The organism is Pseudomonas sp. TE3786, assembly GCF_054057335.1.
The window spans coordinates 179,835-195,152 of sequence record NZ_JBSRZF010000003.1 but is presented as its reverse complement, the minus strand read 5'-3'; the positions used below and the strand labels follow the sequence as shown (position 1 = coordinate 195,152).

Annotated in this window: 20 protein-coding genes; 8 read left to right on the top strand and 12 right to left on the bottom strand. The window is 59.1% G+C overall.

Annotated features, from left to right (window positions below):
• Positions 1-8: 8 nt before the first annotated feature.
• The 3 genes from ACVW0Y_RS05345 to ACVW0Y_RS05335 form a co-directional block, all read right to left on the bottom strand.
• Positions 9-1,370, bottom strand: a complete 1,362-nt coding sequence (locus tag ACVW0Y_RS05345) for an ABC transporter ATP-binding protein (protein WP_457436560.1) — start codon at positions 1,368-1,370, stop codon at positions 9-11.
• Positions 1,360-2,178, bottom strand: coding sequence for an ABC transporter permease (locus ACVW0Y_RS05340; RefSeq protein WP_457436775.1), 819 nt, complete (start codon positions 2,176-2,178; stop codon positions 1,360-1,362). The genes ACVW0Y_RS05345 and ACVW0Y_RS05340 overlap by 11 nt, the downstream gene beginning before the upstream one ends.
• Before the next feature lie 83 nt (positions 2,179-2,261).
• Positions 2,262-3,242: a glycosyltransferase family 2 protein gene (locus tag ACVW0Y_RS05335; RefSeq protein WP_457436559.1), complete on the bottom strand. Its 981-nt coding sequence runs from the start codon at positions 3,240-3,242 to the stop codon at positions 2,262-2,264.
• 331 nt (positions 3,243-3,573) lie between these two features.
• Here ACVW0Y_RS05335 and ACVW0Y_RS05330 point away from each other — a divergent pair, with 331 nt between their 5' ends.
• Positions 3,574-4,185, top strand: a complete 612-nt coding sequence (locus ACVW0Y_RS05330; protein ID WP_457436557.1) for a hypothetical protein — start codon at positions 3,574-3,576, stop codon at positions 4,183-4,185.
• 140 nt (positions 4,186-4,325) lie between these two features.
• Here ACVW0Y_RS05330 and ACVW0Y_RS05325 read toward each other — a convergent pair whose 3' ends face one another.
• The 4 genes from ACVW0Y_RS05325 to ACVW0Y_RS05310 all read right to left on the bottom strand — a co-directional run bounded on the left by ACVW0Y_RS05325 (position 4,326) and on the right by ACVW0Y_RS05310 (position 7,653).
• Positions 4,326-6,404 (bottom strand): TonB-dependent copper receptor, encoded by a 2,079-nt coding sequence (locus ACVW0Y_RS05325; protein WP_457436556.1) that lies wholly within the window; start codon positions 6,402-6,404, stop codon positions 4,326-4,328.
• A 118-nt stretch (positions 6,405-6,522) separates the two neighbouring features.
• Positions 6,523-6,915 carry a DUF2946 domain-containing protein gene (locus tag ACVW0Y_RS05320; RefSeq protein WP_457436554.1) on the bottom strand — a complete coding sequence of 131 codons (393 nt, stop codon included), beginning with the start codon at positions 6,913-6,915 and terminating at the stop codon, positions 6,523-6,525.
• 91 nt (positions 6,916-7,006) lie between these two features.
• A complete protein-coding gene (locus ACVW0Y_RS05315; RefSeq protein WP_457436553.1) occupies positions 7,007-7,504 on the bottom strand; it encodes an MgtC/SapB family protein in 498 nt (165 codons plus the stop codon).
• Positions 7,501-7,653: a PSPA7_2676 family Cys-rich small protein gene (locus ACVW0Y_RS05310; RefSeq protein WP_457436551.1), complete on the bottom strand. Its 153-nt coding sequence runs from the start codon at positions 7,651-7,653 to the stop codon at positions 7,501-7,503. The genes ACVW0Y_RS05315 and ACVW0Y_RS05310 overlap by 4 nt, the downstream gene beginning before the upstream one ends.
• 245 nt (positions 7,654-7,898) lie before the next feature.
• On the opposite strand from ACVW0Y_RS05310, the gene ACVW0Y_RS05305 reads away from it, so the two are divergent.
• Genes ACVW0Y_RS05305 through ACVW0Y_RS05290 form a run of 4 tightly spaced genes read left to right on the top strand, consistent with a single transcriptional unit; the run spans position 7,899 to position 9,382 of the window.
• Positions 7,899-8,117 carry a hypothetical protein gene (locus ACVW0Y_RS05305; RefSeq protein ID WP_457436550.1) on the top strand — a complete coding sequence of 73 codons (219 nt, stop codon included), beginning with the start codon at positions 7,899-7,901 and terminating at the stop codon, positions 8,115-8,117.
• A gap of 44 nt (positions 8,118-8,161) precedes the next feature.
• A complete protein-coding gene (locus tag ACVW0Y_RS05300) occupies positions 8,162-8,761 on the top strand; it encodes an NAD(P)H-binding protein (RefSeq protein ID WP_457436549.1) in 600 nt (199 codons plus the stop codon).
• Between the two features lie 18 nt (positions 8,762-8,779).
• Positions 8,780-8,947 carry a hypothetical protein gene (locus tag ACVW0Y_RS05295; RefSeq protein ID WP_457436548.1) on the top strand — a complete coding sequence of 56 codons (168 nt, stop codon included), beginning with the start codon at positions 8,780-8,782 and terminating at the stop codon, positions 8,945-8,947.
• 15 nt (positions 8,948-8,962) lie between these two features.
• Complete coding sequence (locus ACVW0Y_RS05290; protein WP_457436547.1) at positions 8,963-9,382, top strand: hypothetical protein; 420 nt, start codon at positions 8,963-8,965, stop codon at positions 9,380-9,382.
• Between the two features lie 96 nt (positions 9,383-9,478).
• Here the strand turns inward: ACVW0Y_RS05290 and ACVW0Y_RS05285 are convergent, their stop codons facing one another.
• Together ACVW0Y_RS05285 and ACVW0Y_RS05280 are read right to left on the bottom strand one after the other, a co-directional pair.
• Complete coding sequence (locus tag ACVW0Y_RS05285) at positions 9,479-11,968, bottom strand: glycogen/starch/alpha-glucan phosphorylase (RefSeq protein ID WP_457436545.1); 2,490 nt, start codon at positions 11,966-11,968, stop codon at positions 9,479-9,481.
• 117 nt (positions 11,969-12,085) lie between these two features.
• On the bottom strand, positions 12,086-12,487 hold the full coding sequence (locus ACVW0Y_RS05280) for a DUF2513 domain-containing protein (protein WP_457436544.1): 402 nt from the start codon (positions 12,485-12,487) through the stop codon (positions 12,086-12,088).
• A gap of 295 nt (positions 12,488-12,782) precedes the next feature.
• Between ACVW0Y_RS05280 and ACVW0Y_RS05275 the strand changes: the two genes are divergently transcribed.
• Positions 12,783-13,094, top strand: coding sequence for a hypothetical protein (locus tag ACVW0Y_RS05275; RefSeq protein WP_457436543.1), 312 nt, complete (start codon positions 12,783-12,785; stop codon positions 13,092-13,094).
• A gap of 172 nt (positions 13,095-13,266) precedes the next feature.
• Positions 13,267-13,632, top strand: a complete 366-nt coding sequence (locus ACVW0Y_RS05270) for a DUF3509 domain-containing protein (protein ID WP_457436542.1) — start codon at positions 13,267-13,269, stop codon at positions 13,630-13,632.
• 56 nt (positions 13,633-13,688) lie between these two features.
• Here the strand turns inward: ACVW0Y_RS05270 and ACVW0Y_RS05265 are convergent, their stop codons facing one another.
• Both ACVW0Y_RS05265 and ACVW0Y_RS05260 read right to left on the bottom strand, forming a co-directional pair.
• Complete coding sequence (locus tag ACVW0Y_RS05265; protein WP_457436540.1) at positions 13,689-13,955, bottom strand: hypothetical protein; 267 nt, start codon at positions 13,953-13,955, stop codon at positions 13,689-13,691.
• A 63-nt stretch (positions 13,956-14,018) separates the two neighbouring features.
• Positions 14,019-14,264, bottom strand: coding sequence for a hypothetical protein (locus ACVW0Y_RS05260; protein WP_457436538.1), 246 nt, complete (start codon positions 14,262-14,264; stop codon positions 14,019-14,021).
• On the opposite strand from ACVW0Y_RS05260, the gene ACVW0Y_RS05255 reads away from it, so the two are divergent.
• Positions 14,263-14,424 carry a hypothetical protein gene (locus tag ACVW0Y_RS05255; RefSeq protein ID WP_457436537.1) on the top strand — a complete coding sequence of 54 codons (162 nt, stop codon included), beginning with the start codon at positions 14,263-14,265 and terminating at the stop codon, positions 14,422-14,424. The genes ACVW0Y_RS05260 and ACVW0Y_RS05255 overlap by 2 nt on opposite strands.
• A 90-nt stretch (positions 14,425-14,514) precedes the next feature.
• Here the strand turns inward: ACVW0Y_RS05255 and ACVW0Y_RS05250 are convergent, their stop codons facing one another.
• Entirely contained in the window at positions 14,515-15,243 is a 729-nt protein-coding gene (locus ACVW0Y_RS05250; protein ID WP_457436535.1) for an amidotransferase, read from the bottom strand.
• Positions 15,244-15,318: the final 75 nt, after the last annotated feature.

Below are 15,318 nucleotides of genomic sequence, written 5' to 3'. Positions count from 1 at the left end.
TTCATTCCTTAAATTTTACCCAAGGTAATTTGTTTATATGGCAGGCCAATGCCGGACACCACACTGCTGGTGCGCGATTCGATAACGAGCGCATCATGTAACCACTGCAACTGTTGAACATCCGGAGGGATGCCCTGCGCGATGGCAATATCCACCGAATACGTACCCACCGCTAACACCGGCATATCGAAAGTAAACACGGCGCGCACCGCATCGCCGGCTTCGGCGCTTACCGGCGCGTTAAAACCTGGTAGATAGGTGTTCTGGCCAAAAAGCACCTGACCCAGTCGATTTTTAACTTGAAAACCGACGATCAAATGGCTGTTGCTGGAGTGAATGGAGGCATCGACAACAATGCTGACGCACTCCCCGCCGACCACCCAGGCCAAAGGTTGCTTTTCTGCATCGAGAAACTGCGCCTGGGTAATGACCGCACCACCATCACCAAAACCATTGGCGTGCGGATTGAATTCGACCAACTGCAAATCGTTGCGCAAGTTCGAAGCATTAATAAACTTCATGCGCATGTCGTGCTTCGCTGTTGAAACGCCTTGCGATTCGACTGCATTGCTCGCCGCATCAACTGCAGTGGAGCCGGCAGCAATAGACGGTGAGTTATAACGACCGGCGAGATACTGATTGGTTACCGAGCGTGCTACCCCCTGCCCTTTGAGAATGCCTTTTTCCAGCCAGAGGGCGTGTTCACACAAACTCAGCACCGCTGCCGGATCGTGGCTGACAAACAGTAAGGAGCCACGGGTTTTGAACTCGTGCAAAAAGCGCATGCATTTCTGCGCAAATTGGATATCGCCTACGGCTAATGCTTCGTCAATGATCAATACGTCAGCGTCGACATTGGCAATAATCGAAAAAGCCAAACGCACGTACATACCAGACGAGTAACTTCTGACCGGCTGTTCCATAAACTCGCCAATCTCGGAGAACTCCGCAATCGCGGCAAACTTAGAATCGATTTCCTGTTTGCTCAATCCCAAAATGGCGGCGTTCAGGTAAACGTTTTCACGGCCAGTGAACTCCGGATTGAAGCCCGAGCCCAGTTCCAGTAGCGCGGCAACCCGGCCGGCAGTCTGAACACTTCCGGTGGTGGGATTGAGCGTGCCACACACCAGTTGCAGAAGCGTCGATTTGCCGCTGCCGTTGTAGCCGATGATGGCAACTGCTTCGCCTTTATTGACCTTCAACGACACATCGCGCAGCGCCCAGAATTCGCGGTAGTACTGCTTCGCCGGCAACCCGAGCAAGCGTTGCAGGGGCGGCAGAAAGAACTGTTTCAGACGGTCATGCGGCTTCTCGTAAACCTGATAACACTTGCTCAGGTTCTCGACCTGAATTACTACGTCAGAGCACATCGGCGAACACCTTCCGCGTTTTCTGGAAACAGGCGAAGCCCAGCCAGGCGATAAGCGCAGACGCCACCCACAACAGCCCCAGTGCCTGAAAGTCCGGGGCATTGCCCCAGAACAGCACAGCGCGCGTCTGCTCAATGACAGTGGTAAGCGGGTTCAGGTAAAGCAGGTGACGAAGATTCTCCGGTAACGCCGTCGCCGGGTAGAAAATCGGGCTCAGGAACATCAGGATCGTCGTAATAGCGCCAATCAACTGTGAAATATCCCGAAGAAATACGCCCAACGCAGCCAATACCCAACTCACGCCGAGAATTAACAGTACCCATGGCAGAATGATCAGCGGCAAATACAAAGCGCTGGCATGGGGTAGACCCACCGCGATCACGTATACCAGCAGCCAAACCAGCAGGCTGATCAAGCCATGGAACAGCGCACATAAAACGCCGACGACGGGTAAGGTTTCTAAGGGATAGATAACCTTCTTTACATAATTCGGATTGCCAGTAACCAGGGTAGGCGCCCGGTTGATGCATTCAGCAAACAGATTGAAAACCAACAAACCGGCAAACAGCAACAACGCAAATTCAATTTTCGATTCACTGCCCACGCTCCAGCGTGCGTTAAATACAAAACCAAATACAAACGTATAGACGGTCAGCATCAGCAGTGGATTGAAGAAGGACCAGAGAATACCCAGTACCGAACCGCGGTAGCGGCCCAGCACTTCGCGTTTGGAGGCAACCTTTACCAGTTCACGGTAACGCCAGACACTGGCAATCATCTCGCGCGGGGTGGCGGAAAAATTTCGCATCAGGCCACAATCCCCATCCAGCGCAGCAATTTCCAATAACCACCATCTATAACAACTGAATCAGACTGCAAAAGAAACATCGCTCAAATTTTCCCTAATACGGCACCGGCAATTAACGCAATGTTACCCAGAAAAGTTTGGCGATAAACCCCACTACGCTTCAGATAAACCAGCCTTGGGATCAGACTTCTGCTGCGTGCTTGGGCAAAGCGCTCCAGCGTTTCACGATTTTGTGGCGTGAGCTTGTGCTCCAGAGCCCGCAGGGCAGCGATATTTCTATCACTCCAATGACGAAACCGTCCTTCCCATAGCATGCCAATGCGTTTGAAACGTGAGGCCCAGTCGGAACTCGAGCCAACCACGTTGTAGCCATGCTGACGATAACGCAACGACGGTTTGCTATCGTAGAACACCTGGCCACCACAGCCGGTCACCACCATATAGACCCACCAATCATGGGTAACAATGGTGTTGTTCTCGCCCACTTCGAGCAACAACTGGCGCGTAGCGTTGTTGAACACCATGGTGTTGCCACCGCCAATATTTTGCATCAAAGCATTGGCAAAACTGGGTGGTTTGTGAAACTGCGGGGAGATACCGATTTCATTGTTATCGGCATCCACCAAGCGAGTACGCGAGCAATACAGGGCGGGAACATCAGCAGGTACGGTTTCAAGCCAGGCCACGGCCCGGGCCAATTTATCCGCTTCCCAAATATCGTCCTGATCGGAGTAAGCAAAGTAATCGGCTTCGATACCAGGCTTGCAAGTCAAAGACAGAAAATTGGCGGCAAACCCATTAGCGGGGCCACGATGAACCGACAATCGACCGGCAGTCCACTGCTGTTTATAGGCATGAAGTGCCGTCAAAGTGCCATCTTTGGAGCCATCATCCGACGCCCAGACTTCCCAGTTGGTATGTGTCTGCTGGACGAAAGATTCCATCTGGTCGGTTAAATACAGGAGGCCATCATACGTACAAAGAAGAATGGCCACTTTCGCTAACTGTGGCACCGGCACGTTGGCCATGGAAGGTTCCAGCATCGCTGTCTGAATAGTAGACATAAGCGTCATCCTTAATGAACGGGGGGGTAATAACGTTCACTGCTTGTTAGCCGACATTCCATCGCCCACTACGAACCCATACACTTTCGCAAAGTGATGGCGAACTATAACCGAGTTTTTTTCAATCTTGATACATTTTGCAGGTGCCCGAAAAATATTTCCGCTGCGCTGCCTTGGCGTGTTAAACAGCCGCCCCCCGTAAGGCGTCTACCAAAGCGCTGGGCATGCCACCGCTCACCGAACGCCGGCACTCCAAACATGCCGTACGATGTCGGTCTCTACCGGACTTCGTGGGTATAGTGCTTGGCCGCCCCTTCGAATCTTTGCGCCCATGAAGCTGCTCACCGTCCTCACCTGCCTGCTGGTCTGCCCCCTGGCATTTTGCGCTGACCTCGACCCCAACCTCCCCGCCCCCGCGCCGTGGCCGGTGCAGCAGGTGGAATGGCGCGCGGCGTTGGCGGAGATCAAGGTGCCTGTGGCCAATCTGGAGGCCCGCGCCAACCGCGAGGCCAGCCTGCTGCACGGTACTGCGGAGGTCGCCGCCGAGGGCCTGGTCGACCGCATCGCCGGCAACGACAACTACCAGCTGCAAGCGCTGCAGCCATTCGTGGCAGCAATCGGCAGCTCGGCCACTCTCTCCACGTTTGTCGATACCCAACGCAACCAGGCGGTGCGCCAGAACGGCACGCTGGTCAATCAGCCGCAGCCGTTGCGGGTGGGCTATTCGATTGTGCTCACCCCCAACCTGCAGCCAGGTACGCCGGAAGGTGTGGTGATGAGTGAGGTGGTGGTGGCGCAGACCCTGGCCGATGGCAATGCGGTGCATCAGGCCAATGCCTATAACAAGACTGGGCTGCGGGAGGGGGATTTTCAGACGTTGGTGTGGACGACCGGGAGTCGGCAGTTTTTGTTGGTGTTGCGCAGGAAGGGGGTGTCGTTTTAGACCGCATTACCCCTTGAGATTCTGGGTCCCAGCCTGCGCTGGGACGACGGTGTTTTTAGCGCTATCACCGTGACCCCAGTATCCCCGTCATCCCAGCGCAGGCTGGGATCCATAATTTCGGACCTTGCTTCGTTATCCGATCAAAAACTGAAATCCACCTTGGTCCAGAACGTGCGCCCCGGTTCGTTGATCGCCACATCATCCGCCGGATAACCAAAGCCGGCGTTGCCCGCCAGGTTGAGGTGTTCGGCGTAAGCCTTGTCGAACAGGTTGTCGACCCCGGTGCTGACTTTGAACTGTTTGTTCAGGCGGTAGGCGGCATTCAGGGAGAACACGCCAAAGCCCGCGCTTTCGCCGAAGTCCTGCCCCACTACGTTGCCTTTGCCTTCGGCGATCCGTCCCTGGCTGGCGACCACGCGCCACAACGCCCCAGCGCTGAAGGCCGCTTGTTCGTAGGTAAGGCCGAAGCGGGTTTCCAGCGGTGGCATTTGCGGTAGCGCTTCGTCGTCCGAGCTGTTTTTGCCCCAGGCATAGGCCAGGGTGGCATCGGTTTTCCAGTTGCTGGTCAACTGATACGCCACACCCAGTTCGCCGCCCATGATCCGCGCGTCGATGTTCTCCACCTGGGTGCTGTCGCCCATCATGCCGGGGCTGTAGGTGAACAGCAGATAGTCGCGCACCTGGCCGACATAGCCCGAGGCCCAGGCCTGGAGTTTTTCGCCGCCGTATTGCACGCCGAAATCCACTTGGGTGGTTTTTTCCGGCTGACTGCCAGCGAAGGCGTTGACGCTGCCGCTAGGTCCGGTTGTGGCGGAAAACAGCTCCCAGTAATCGGGGAAGCGCTCGGCATGACCGAGGCCGGCATAGAGCGTGGTAGGTGAATCGGCCAGGTCATATTCGTAGCGCACAAAGCCGCTGGGCAAGGTGTCGCCGCGGGTTTTGTCGGCGGTCGGGTTGGCCATGTTCATCATGCCTACGGTTTGCCGGTAGTCGCTGGCTTCGCTGCGGTCTAGCCGCGCGCCGCCGATCAGGCGGGTGCGTTCGGCGGCGTTCCAGGTCAGTTCGCTGAAGGCGCCGTAGCTGTGGAACACGGCGTCTTTGCTCCAGGGGAACTGGTCGGCGTCGGTGTACTGGCGGGTCATCATGGCGTAGCTGGAGCTGCGTTCGCGGTGTTCGCTGCGCAGGGCGTCGACGCCGGTCACCAGCTCGTACGTGCTCCACTCCCAGGTGGCGGCCAGGCGGCCACCCAGGGTACGGCGGTCCACTTGCGCGGCCATGGGCATCGGCATGCTGCTGGTGGGGTCGGGATCGCGCAGGCGGAAGTTGTCCATCACATGGTCGGCGTAGTTGTAGTAAACCTGCGCTTCGACCTTGCTCAGCACTTCGCTGAGGTTGGTTTTTTCCACCCGCAGCCCCAGGCTTTCGCGCTGGAACTGGGTGCCGTCCATGCCGCGGCCGGCGTAGCGAGCCTGGCCATCGCCCTTGCCGGCGGTGAGTTCGACCAGGGTGTCGGGGTCCGGGGTCCAGCCCAGGGCGACATCGCCGTTCCATTTGTCCCAGCGCGAGGGCACGGTGTCGCCGTTGCCATCCTGGTAATCATCCGCATGACTCTGGTTACCGACCATCCGCAGGTAGCCCAGTTGGCTGCCGACGGCACCATCCAGCACCTGGTCGAAACGACCGTTGGAGCCGGCCAGCAGGCTGCCGTTCAAACGCCCGCCAAGCTCGCTGAAGGTTTCCGGTTCACGTTCGAACAGCACGGTACCGGCGGAAGCACCAGGGCCCCAGAGCACGGTTTGCGGGCCTTTGATCACGGTAAGTTTGTCGAAGGTTTCCGGTGAGATATAGGACGTGGGTGCGTCCATTCGCCCGGGACAGGCTCCCATCATCAGCCCGCCATTGGTGCGAATATTCAGGCGCGAGCCAAACATGCCGCGCAGCACCGGGTCACCGTTGCTGCCGCCATTTCGCACCACGGAAAATCCGGGAATGGTCTTCAGGTAATCGGCGCCGTCGCTGGCCGGTACCGGTTGGCGGGCGTCCTTGGGATTGGTCACTACGGTCAGCGGCGAGCTCTGCTGCACGGCGGTGATGATGGTGGTTTGCAGCTCATTGCTGTCGTGCTGGTGGGCGCTGTGATCTTCGCTGGTGGTGTCGGCGCTGGCGATGCCGGTGAGGGGAGCCAGGGCAGCGAGCAGACAGACCTTTTTAAACGGCATGGGGAAATCCTTGCGTACTTCGTGAGCGTCAGAATCCCTGGTGCCAGGCGCAACCGTGGGCCGGGGTCGACCAGGGAATTCAAGGGAAAAGGCGGCCGGCAATCAGCCGCCGAGACGATCAAACGAAGGGCGATGCGCGCGGATTAAGCGAAGGCCAGCTATAGCGCGGCGGCGCTTGCGGCCAGCTGTTGGTCAGTTGCAGGGTAACGGCGATGGCCGGGGTGTAGGTCAGCGACCAACCGGCGCTATTGAGCGCCACCGCCGCGGCGAAGGAGGAACACAGCGGGCAGCTGACTTGATCCAGGTGCGGTGCCTGCTGGTCGGTGCCGCTGGCATCGATGGCCGGGCCGCCCTCGCCCTCCATGGAACAGAAACCACCCCCCAGGCCGCTAAGACTCAGGCCACTCATCTGGCCATGGTGAATACCGCAGGCGAACAGACTGAACAGCACGCTGGCATACAGCAGCCAGGCGGTCAGTGAGCGGGTGCGTGGGGTACGGGTGAGGTTCATGGGGGGCGACTCTAGCACCGAGTTTTGCCGCGCGACAGCCGGGCCCGCGCGGTGGATTGCCACAGTGCTGGCGTGTCGCTGGGTACCACGCTTAGGGCTTGTCGTCCGGGGTCTTTTCCAAGCGACTGATCACATGCGGCAGCAGATTGAGAACGATCAAACCAAAACCCGTCCCCAGCAACGCCGTGGCTTCACGGCCGAGGCCCACGGTGATGCCGATGGCGCAGGTCAGCCAGATTCCGGCGGCGGTGGTCAGGCCCTGCACTTGGCTGGGGTCGCGGCCCTTGAGGATGGTGCCGGCACAAAGAAAACCGATACCGGCAACCACGCCCTGAATCACTCGGCTCATGGCGTCGTCGGCAGCGCCCATCTGTTCGGCGGCAATCACAAACAGCGCGCGGCCCAGGGCCACCAGCATATGGGTGCGCACCCCGGCGGCCTTGCCATGTTGTTCACGCTCCCAACCGAGCAAGCCACCGAGAATGGTGGCCAGGGCCATGCGCAGGGTGACGCGGGTGGTGTGCTCGACATCATTGAGATCGGAAAACTCGCTGCTCAGGGTGGCGAGAATGGTCTCCCAGACACTCAAGCGGGATCTCCGGAATCCGTCGGCGTTTGCGGCAGGTAACGATGAGCGCCGCAGCGTGAGCAGCATTGGCACAGCAGCAGTTCAGTACCGAACAGCTCGTGCGTGGCTTCCATCCAGGTACAACCCTTTAAAAAGCACATAAAGGTCATCTCACCACCTCCTGCGGGCTCGGCCGCAAGTTTCGGGACACCCCTTTTCCGGGGGCTACCCAATTATCGACTGGCGGCCGTTTCGTTTGGTTTAACGATTTTTACCCAGGCGGCAGCGAAAACCGCAGAAAAGCCCGGCAAAAGTGGCGAGATAGACGGTAGCGCCGGTCGGCAAAAAAGCTGAACCCTTTGCCCTGCGCGGGGGCCAAAGTCTGTAACTGCCCCCCGTTGGAGAGGCCTTGAAGATGAGTGGCACCTACCCGTTTGTGGTGCATTACCGGCTGCATGGCCAGGCCAGGAGCGTCGAGGTACAGAGCAACAGCGAAGCCTTTACCCCCGAGCAGGCGCGCAGCCATGTCGAGTCCTTGCACAGCTCAGTAACAAGCAGCGATATCACGGATATCAGCGTCACCGCCGGGCAACACGGCGGCCCCAGTCAGCCAGGACGTCAGCAAGCGTCCTGAGCGCTGCCCCCCTCTATAACAACCACAACCACGAGTACGCCCTGATGAAAAACCTCGAAACGCCTGCGGTAAAACTCGCCGTTTATGGAGCCCAGAGCAGCGTTGGCAACGCGTTGATGGTTGAAGCCTTGGCGCGGCAGTTCGAAACCACGCTGGTTCTGGATGACCTTAACGCCGTAGCTGCGCGCCCCGGTCTGAGCACCGTGCAGGGCGATCTATTCGACCCCATCAGCGTCAGCCAGAGCATTGCCGGCAAGGACGCGGTGGTCTGTGTGTTGCCCACCGGCAACGCCGACACCAGGTTTCACCAGACTTTCAAAGCAGTGGCCGCCCTGCTCGACGGTTTGCCGGTCGCCGGGGTGAAACGCCTGCTGCTGGTGGGCGATTTCAGTTGGCTGGACGACAGCACTGCGAGCTTGAGCGAGCCATTGCAGCAATTGCAGGACCGGCTCACCGGCAGCCCGGTGGTCTGGACCCTGTTCGACGCTCCTTCGGCCGACGACGATGTGCAACAGCTGGGCAGCTTTGCCGGACAGGTGGTGGACGAGGTCTGCCATGCCGACAACATGCACCAGCGCATTCGCATTCACAGTCAGGCAAGCCAGACGGTGCAGACCGATATCGACGTGATGCCCCAGCCATAGGCCGCTGAAGGAGGCCCTATGCCACCGGAAAGCATTGTTTTGCTATTGATCGGAACCTGGCTGCTGGTTGCAGCGGCCACCTTGTGGGGGATGCTGCGCATTGCCCGCCGCCACCATAAGGCCGCGGCGCGCCCTGCCCTGCGTGCGCTGCCTACGCGGCACAAGCCGGCCCGTGCGGGCCATTGAGGGGAGCTGCGGATGATGGATAAACAGGCGGTCGACACCCCGGCGTTTCTCGATGCGTTTATGACGCTGCTGCACGAGTGCGCCATGCCGTTGTTCGAAGAAGCCAGAACCTATGCCCAGAGCGCGGGGCTGGAAGTGCGGGTGGAACTGCACGGCGCGGAAAAAGCCAGCCCCGGGTTATGCCTGCTGGTGGCGTACCCCGACGGGCAACTGGAACACAGCTTCAACAGCTGCTGCATCACCGCCGAACCCGAGCAGCAGAAAGTGCTGCACGAAGACTTCTATAGCGACAGCAAACAGCGCCGGGTACAGCGCGGCACGCTCACCTCGATCAACCAGATGGTGCTGCACACCCGACTGGCCGGCTTCTTCCAGACTGCCTTTGGCCTGCAGCCGGACTATATCGCCAAGCAGCACGCGACCGGGTTCTGGTAGGCCAGCTAGCGATCAACAGCATCGCGGCGCTCCTACGGCAATGTGCGGTTCGTAGGAGCGGCTTGAGCCGCGATTGGTCAGGCCTGAAAACGAAGATTACTTACCCTTCTTCTCCACCGGCATGGCCTTCCAGATATCTTCGGCGTACTCGCGAATCGTCCGGTCCGAGGAGAACCAGCCAGTGCGCGCGGTATTGAGCACCGCCGAGCGCCACCACTGATTGGGGTTTTGCCATAGCTCATCGACCTTGCGCTGGGCGTCCCAGTAGGAGTCGAAGTCGGAACAGAGCATATAGCGGTCGTGGTGCACCAGGCCGTCGATCAAGCCGACATAACGCTCCGGGTCATCCGGGGAAAACACCCCTTTGCTAATGGCTTCCAACGCGGCGTTAAGGCGTTCGGACTGTTGAATCACATGGATGGTGTCGAAGTCGCCATTGTTCATCCGCGCTTTCACTTCCTGGGCGGTCATGCCGAAGATAAACATATGCTCGGCACCGATCAGTTGGCTCATCTCCACGTTGGCACCATCCAGGGTGCCGATGGTCAGCGCGCCATTCAGGGCGAACTTCATATTGCTGGTGCCCGAGGCCTCCATGCCGGCCGTGGAAATCTGCTCGGAGAGGTCGGCGGCCGGAATGATCACTTCGGCCAGGCTGACGTTGTAGTTGGGGATAAACACCACCTTGAGCAAGCCGCGCACGGTGGGGTCGTCATTGATGGTGCGACTGATGTCGTTGGCCAGTTTGATGATCAGCTTGGCCTGGTGGTAACTGGCGGCCGCCTTGCCGGCGAAGATTTTTACCCGCGGCACCCAATCGGTGGTCGGCTCGTTGCGGATCGCCTGGTACAACGCCACGGTGTGCAACAGGTTGAGCAGCTGGCGCTTGTATTCGTGGATCCGTTTCACCTGCACATCGAAGATCGCTTCGGTGTTCAGGTCGATGTTCAGCCGCTCCTTCACCAGTCGCGCCAGGGCCGTTTTATTGTGATGGCGCTGGGCGATGAACTGTTTGCGAAAGGCCGGTTTGTCGGCGAAGGGTTCCAGCTTGATCAGCGAGCTTTCCGGACTGTCCAGCACGCCCTGGCCGATATTGTCGATCAGCAACTGGGTGAGCTGCGGATTGACCTGGTACAGCCAGCGGCGAAAGGTCACCCCGTTGGTTTTATTGCGGATGCGCTCGGGGTAGAGGTTATGCAGATCGCGAAAAACGGTCTGGCGCATCAGTTCGGTATGCAGCCCGGAAACGCCGTTGATGCTGTGGGAACCGAGGAACGCCAGGTTACCCATGCGTACCCGGCGACCGTGCTCTTCGTCGATCAGCGACACCGAGCGCAGCAGGTCGAAGTCGTGGATGTCCTGGGCCCGCAACGAGTCGATATGGTAGGCGTTGATCAGGTAGATGATCTGCATATGCCGCGGCAACAGGCGCTCCATCAGCGATACCGGCCAGGATTCCAGCGCCTCGGGTAGCAGGGTGTGGTTGGTGTAGGACAGGGTTGCCACCGTCAGTTCCCAGGCCTGGAACCACTCGATGCGGTACACGTCCACCAGTTGCCGCATCAACTCGGCGACGGCGATGGCCGGGTGGGTATCGTTAAGCTGGATCGCCACTTTCTCCGGCAGCGAATGGATATCGCCATGCAGGCGCATATGGCGGTGCAGCAGGTCTTGCAGCGAGGCGGAGACGAAAAAGAACTCCTGACGCAGGCGCAGTTCCTGACCAGCCTCGGTGCTATCGGCCGGGTACAGCACCCGGGAAATGCTTTCCGCGCGCACCACATCGGCGACCGCGCCCATGTGGTCACCGGCGTTGAAGCGTTCCAGCTGCAGATCTTCCATGGCCCTGGCCCGCCACAGCCGCAGGGTGTTGACCCCGGCGCGACGCCAGCCGACTACCGGGGTGTCGTAGGCGATGGCGCGAAGAATTTCGGTCGGTTGCCAGTGTTGGCGCGGCACATCATTGCGCTCGGTGACGGTGTTGACGCTGCCACCAAAGCCGATGTTGTAGCTGACTTCCGGACGTTCGAATTCCCAGGGGTTACCGAAGTCCAGCCAGGTTTCCGTGTGCTCATGCTGCCAGCCATCGCTGATCACCTGCTTGAACAGGCCATGCTCGTAGCGGATGCCATAACCGTGACCGGCGATATTGAGGGTGGCCATGCTTTCCATAAAGCACGCGGCAAGACGCCCGAGACCGCCATTGCCGAGCGCCGCATCGGGCTCCACTTCGCGGATTCGCTCGATATCGACATCCAGCTCGGCCAGGGCCAGGCGTGCGGTATCCAGCAGGCCCAGGTTGCTCAGGCAATCCACCAGCAGGCGGCCGATGAGAAATTCCAGCGACAGGTAATACACGCGTTTCTGCGGCTTGCGGTCAACCCGTGCTTCCGACTCTTCCCAGTTGTCCACCAGGTGGTCACGGGCAGCCAGGGCGATGGCTTCGAACCAGTCATGGATATAGGCGTTGGCCGGGTCTTTGCCGACGGCGTACTTGAGCTTGGCCAGAATGGCTTGCTTGAACGCCTCGACCTCCGCGCTGCTGGCGGAAGTGGGCGCATCTTGCGGCTTGCGTTCGGCGGACATGGGCGGTGCCTCGGTCAGATAAAGTGAGCGCGAGCGGATTCGGCGACTAGTGCAGCGACCAGTGCCGCAGGCAGGCGGTAACCGCGGGCTACCGACGCCTTGGGGTGATCGTGCCGATCAATTGAAAATGGCGTCGTTCTGCGCGTTACGCGAGACATGGAACGAGCCGCCACTGTCGCTGGGGTACAGGGCCATGGTGGATTTCAGCGCATCGATGGTGATGCCACCGAGGTGCTCGGTGAGAAAGGCTTTCTTCACCAGCCAGAGGTTTTCGTCGCGAATCAGGTCGAGCAGGTCATGCCCGGTGAGGGTCAGGGATTTGCCGATGCGTATCAGCTCGCCGCTCAGTGGACGGTGGTCAGCGCCTTCCACCAGGCCGGCTTGCTCCAGCAAGTGCAAGTGGTAGCTGACGCTGTCAGTGGAATGTTCATCGATACGGTGGGGAAAAAAATGGTGGCCTTTGTCCAGGCCTTCGATCTCCAGCAACATCTCGCGTACCAGCTCCCAATCTCTCTTCATTGCCGTGCTCCTCGTCCCCGTTTCCCGGTCTCCTTTCCCCTGCCGAAAGCCCGCGCAGCAGGAAGATTTGCAGGGGACCGTTACCAATGACTGAAGCCAGTCGACCATCGAGTCTGCGCGCAATAACTGGTGCTTGAGCGATTGGCTGACCGGCCCCCTACTGGATAGGTGTGCAGATGGGCGCGAGAGTTCAACAATTTTGCCCAGGCGGATGACCGTTCGCGGAAAAACCTGAACTCTCCTGGCGAGGCTCGATTCAGAAGCTTTAACCACCGCGCCAGAACAGGAGCTGCCCATGAACAATCCCGGTTATCTCGAACGCTTGCTCGCCGTGGCTGGCGGCATTCTGCTGATCCGCAAGGGTATGGCGGTCAAGGGTGTAATTGGCGCGGCGGATATCGTCCTCGGTTCGGTGGCCATCTACCGCGGCCTGGGCCGTGCCAGCAGCGAGCTGCCGCCGCGTTATCAGCTCAAACACCTGCCGCAAGTCGCCCTGCGCGCACCGCGCAAACCGCTGCGGCGCAGCTATATCCCGGAAGTGTTCGAGGCCGATGAGCTGGGGCCGGATCTGCCGGTCAAAACCCCGTTCCAGCAGCCCGACAGCTAGGCGAGCTTGCACTTTGCAAGGTGGGCTTTGCGCCGATCATGCAAAGTGCACGACCGAAGCGCCAAGAAAAATACATAACCTATTGTTTTATAAGCTTTTTTATCGAGAGCAATTTCTGGCATGCCATCTGCTCTAGTACTTCCATCTGAAAAGAATCGATGGAGTACATGGAATGCAACTGGCCATAAAAGAATTCTTCGACGCCTTCCCAAACCACCGCGTAGCGATCAAACCACGCCCGGACGGCAGCCTGCTGTTGTCGCTGGTGGGTGAGAACGGCAAACCGTTGTGCAAGGCGATCAAGAGTGAGGAGATCCTCAGCCCGGTGCGTATGCAATCGCTGATTCGCGAATTGCACCGTGAGATCAAGATCGAGGCTGGTCTGCTGCGCTGGCGTGGCGATGAGGCCGCCTGGGTGGAGCGCGAGCTGCCAACCTATGTGGAAGGTCCGATTCATGTGACCAAGGCGAAAACCCTGGCCCGCCGCTCGAATCAGGAATTGCGTCAGCGCCGTGTGCAAAAGGCTGTGGCCTGCTGAGTAACGGCCACTCGAAACGCTGAATCCCCGCCTTCGCGGGGATTCAGCGTTTCAGGTCAACCATTTCCCTGCAGATGTGCTGCGCTATCTGCCGTTACCGGCTTGCTGTTGCGCCGCAACAAGATCACATCAGTGATATCCACCCCACAGGCGCGCATCCATTCCAGCACCGGCTGACCGGCCACCTTATCCACCGGCGGCTTCTCGCCAAACACCTCCATCACCGCGCGAAACGCCACGACCTGAATATTCGGCACGGTACGAGCCTGGAGCTGCAGATGACGTTCGACGTTCTCGTATTTATAGGTGACCAGCCAGTCCATATTGCGGACCTCTTTTGTTTCGGCAGTAAGTCATGACTATAGACGCTGGCAAAACGCCGCCACCTATTGCTGCGTGACCTCGTCGGCATTTTTCTTCAGGCCCCGGCAATTCATGGCGCACAGGCAGAATTGCAAAAGGATCAGGGCAAAGGCGCTGCTGTGCAGGCCCCAGACCACCCACAGCACGTTGCTGGCAATAAACACCCAGAAACCCGCCATACGCCGACGCGGGCTTTGCGCGCCGATCAGCCAGGCGGCCAGCACCGTCACGGCCATGGCTGGCCATTGCAATAAATCGAGATAGTCCATGGGCTTCCTTATTTCGTCTGGTGACCGCTGGTGCCAGACAGCAGGGCAACTGCTCGCCGCCGACACCCATAGTTCGGACAGCAGCGCCAAGGAAATGAGCGCGGCAATTCTGCAAGAGCCAGGTATTGCCGAGGAGGCGCTGAGCAATATCAGCGCTTGAAACTTAGAAGCATCGCGGCTGAAGCCACTCCCACGGGATCGCACAATCCGTAGGAGCGACTTCAGCCGCGATTGTTTTTGAGGGCGGAAATCAGGCCAGCTGCGCCGCCTTGTCCTGCGCGACAAAACGCATCATCCACTCGGCCACTGCGGTGCCGTGGTGGTCGTGCTGCAGACTGTCGATGCCGGTTTTATAGATCTGCTCGCCGAGGTGCTGCTGACGGATATCCAGCAGTGCGCGGGAGTAGTCGTGGATAAATTCCGGGTGGCCCTGGAAGCACAGCACCTGGTCGTTGATGCGGTAGGCGGCAATCGGGCAGAAGGCGCTGGAGGCCACCACTGTGGCGTTGTCTGGCAACGCGGTGACCTGGTCCTGGTGGCTGATCAACAGGGTCAGCTCTTCCATCGCCGGGCTCATCCAGCTTGGTTGCTCGGCTACCTGATACCGGTGAGTGCCAACGCCCCAGCCCTGGTGGGCACGTTCGCTCTTGCCACCCAGCAACAGGGCCAGCAGTTGATGGCCGAAGCAGATACCCAGCAGCTTGTCGCCACGCTGGTAGCGATCCAGCAGGTAGGTTTTCAGGGTTTGAATCCACGGGTCGGTGCCGAACGAGTCAGCCTTGCTGCCGGTCACCAGGTAGGCGTCGAAACGCTGGTCATCTGCGGGGTAGTCACCGTCCACCACGTTGTAGGTGATGAACTCGGCGGCGATGGGCTGACGGGCAAACAATTGCTCGAACATGCGGCCATAGCTTTGATATTGGTCAACCAGTTCCGGACGCAGAATGTCTGTTTCCAGAATGCAGATACGTAACGACATAGGGGATTTCCTGAAGCGATGAAGGTGAAGGCCAGCTGTGCGTTTTATTTAACATAGCAGCGCGCACAAAGGAAC

Excerpts from the sequence above, each read along its gene's own strand:
- ACVW0Y_RS05345 (WP_457436560.1), bottom strand. The coding sequence starts at position 1,370 with ATGTGCTCTGACGTAGTAATTCAGGTCGAGAACCTGAGCAAGTGTTAT.
- ACVW0Y_RS05340 (WP_457436775.1), bottom strand. The coding sequence starts at position 2,178 with ATGCGAAATTTTTCCGCCACCCCGCGCGAGATGATTGCCAGTGTCTGG.
- ACVW0Y_RS05335 (WP_457436559.1), bottom strand. The coding sequence starts at position 3,242 with ATGTCTACTATTCAGACAGCGATGCTGGAACCTTCCATGGCCAACGTG.
- ACVW0Y_RS05330 (WP_457436557.1), top strand. The coding sequence starts at position 3,574 with ATGAAGCTGCTCACCGTCCTCACCTGCCTGCTGGTCTGCCCCCTGGCA.
- ACVW0Y_RS05325 (WP_457436556.1), bottom strand. The coding sequence starts at position 6,404 with ATGCCGTTTAAAAAGGTCTGTCTGCTCGCTGCCCTGGCTCCCCTCACC.
- ACVW0Y_RS05320 (WP_457436554.1), bottom strand. The coding sequence starts at position 6,915 with ATGAACCTCACCCGTACCCCACGCACCCGCTCACTGACCGCCTGGCTG.
- ACVW0Y_RS05310 (WP_457436551.1), bottom strand. The coding sequence starts at position 7,653 with ATGACCTTTATGTGCTTTTTAAAGGGTTGTACCTGGATGGAAGCCACG.
- ACVW0Y_RS05305 (WP_457436550.1), top strand. The coding sequence starts at position 7,899 with ATGAGTGGCACCTACCCGTTTGTGGTGCATTACCGGCTGCATGGCCAG.
- ACVW0Y_RS05300 (WP_457436549.1), top strand. The coding sequence starts at position 8,162 with ATGAAAAACCTCGAAACGCCTGCGGTAAAACTCGCCGTTTATGGAGCC.
- ACVW0Y_RS05295 (WP_457436548.1), top strand. The coding sequence starts at position 8,780 with ATGCCACCGGAAAGCATTGTTTTGCTATTGATCGGAACCTGGCTGCTG.
- ACVW0Y_RS05290 (WP_457436547.1), top strand. The coding sequence starts at position 8,963 with ATGGATAAACAGGCGGTCGACACCCCGGCGTTTCTCGATGCGTTTATG.
- ACVW0Y_RS05285 (WP_457436545.1), bottom strand. The coding sequence starts at position 11,968 with ATGTCCGCCGAACGCAAGCCGCAAGATGCGCCCACTTCCGCCAGCAGC.
- ACVW0Y_RS05280 (WP_457436544.1), bottom strand. The coding sequence starts at position 12,487 with ATGAAGAGAGATTGGGAGCTGGTACGCGAGATGTTGCTGGAGATCGAA.
- ACVW0Y_RS05275 (WP_457436543.1), top strand. The coding sequence starts at position 12,783 with ATGAACAATCCCGGTTATCTCGAACGCTTGCTCGCCGTGGCTGGCGGC.
- ACVW0Y_RS05270 (WP_457436542.1), top strand. The coding sequence starts at position 13,267 with ATGCAACTGGCCATAAAAGAATTCTTCGACGCCTTCCCAAACCACCGC.
- ACVW0Y_RS05265 (WP_457436540.1), bottom strand. The coding sequence starts at position 13,955 with ATGGACTGGCTGGTCACCTATAAATACGAGAACGTCGAACGTCATCTG.
- ACVW0Y_RS05255 (WP_457436537.1), top strand. The coding sequence starts at position 14,263 with ATGGGCTTCCTTATTTCGTCTGGTGACCGCTGGTGCCAGACAGCAGGG.
- ACVW0Y_RS05260 (WP_457436538.1), bottom strand. The coding sequence starts at position 14,264 with ATGGACTATCTCGATTTATTGCAATGGCCAGCCATGGCCGTGACGGTG.
- ACVW0Y_RS05250 (WP_457436535.1), bottom strand. The coding sequence starts at position 15,243 with ATGTCGTTACGTATCTGCATTCTGGAAACAGACATTCTGCGTCCGGAA.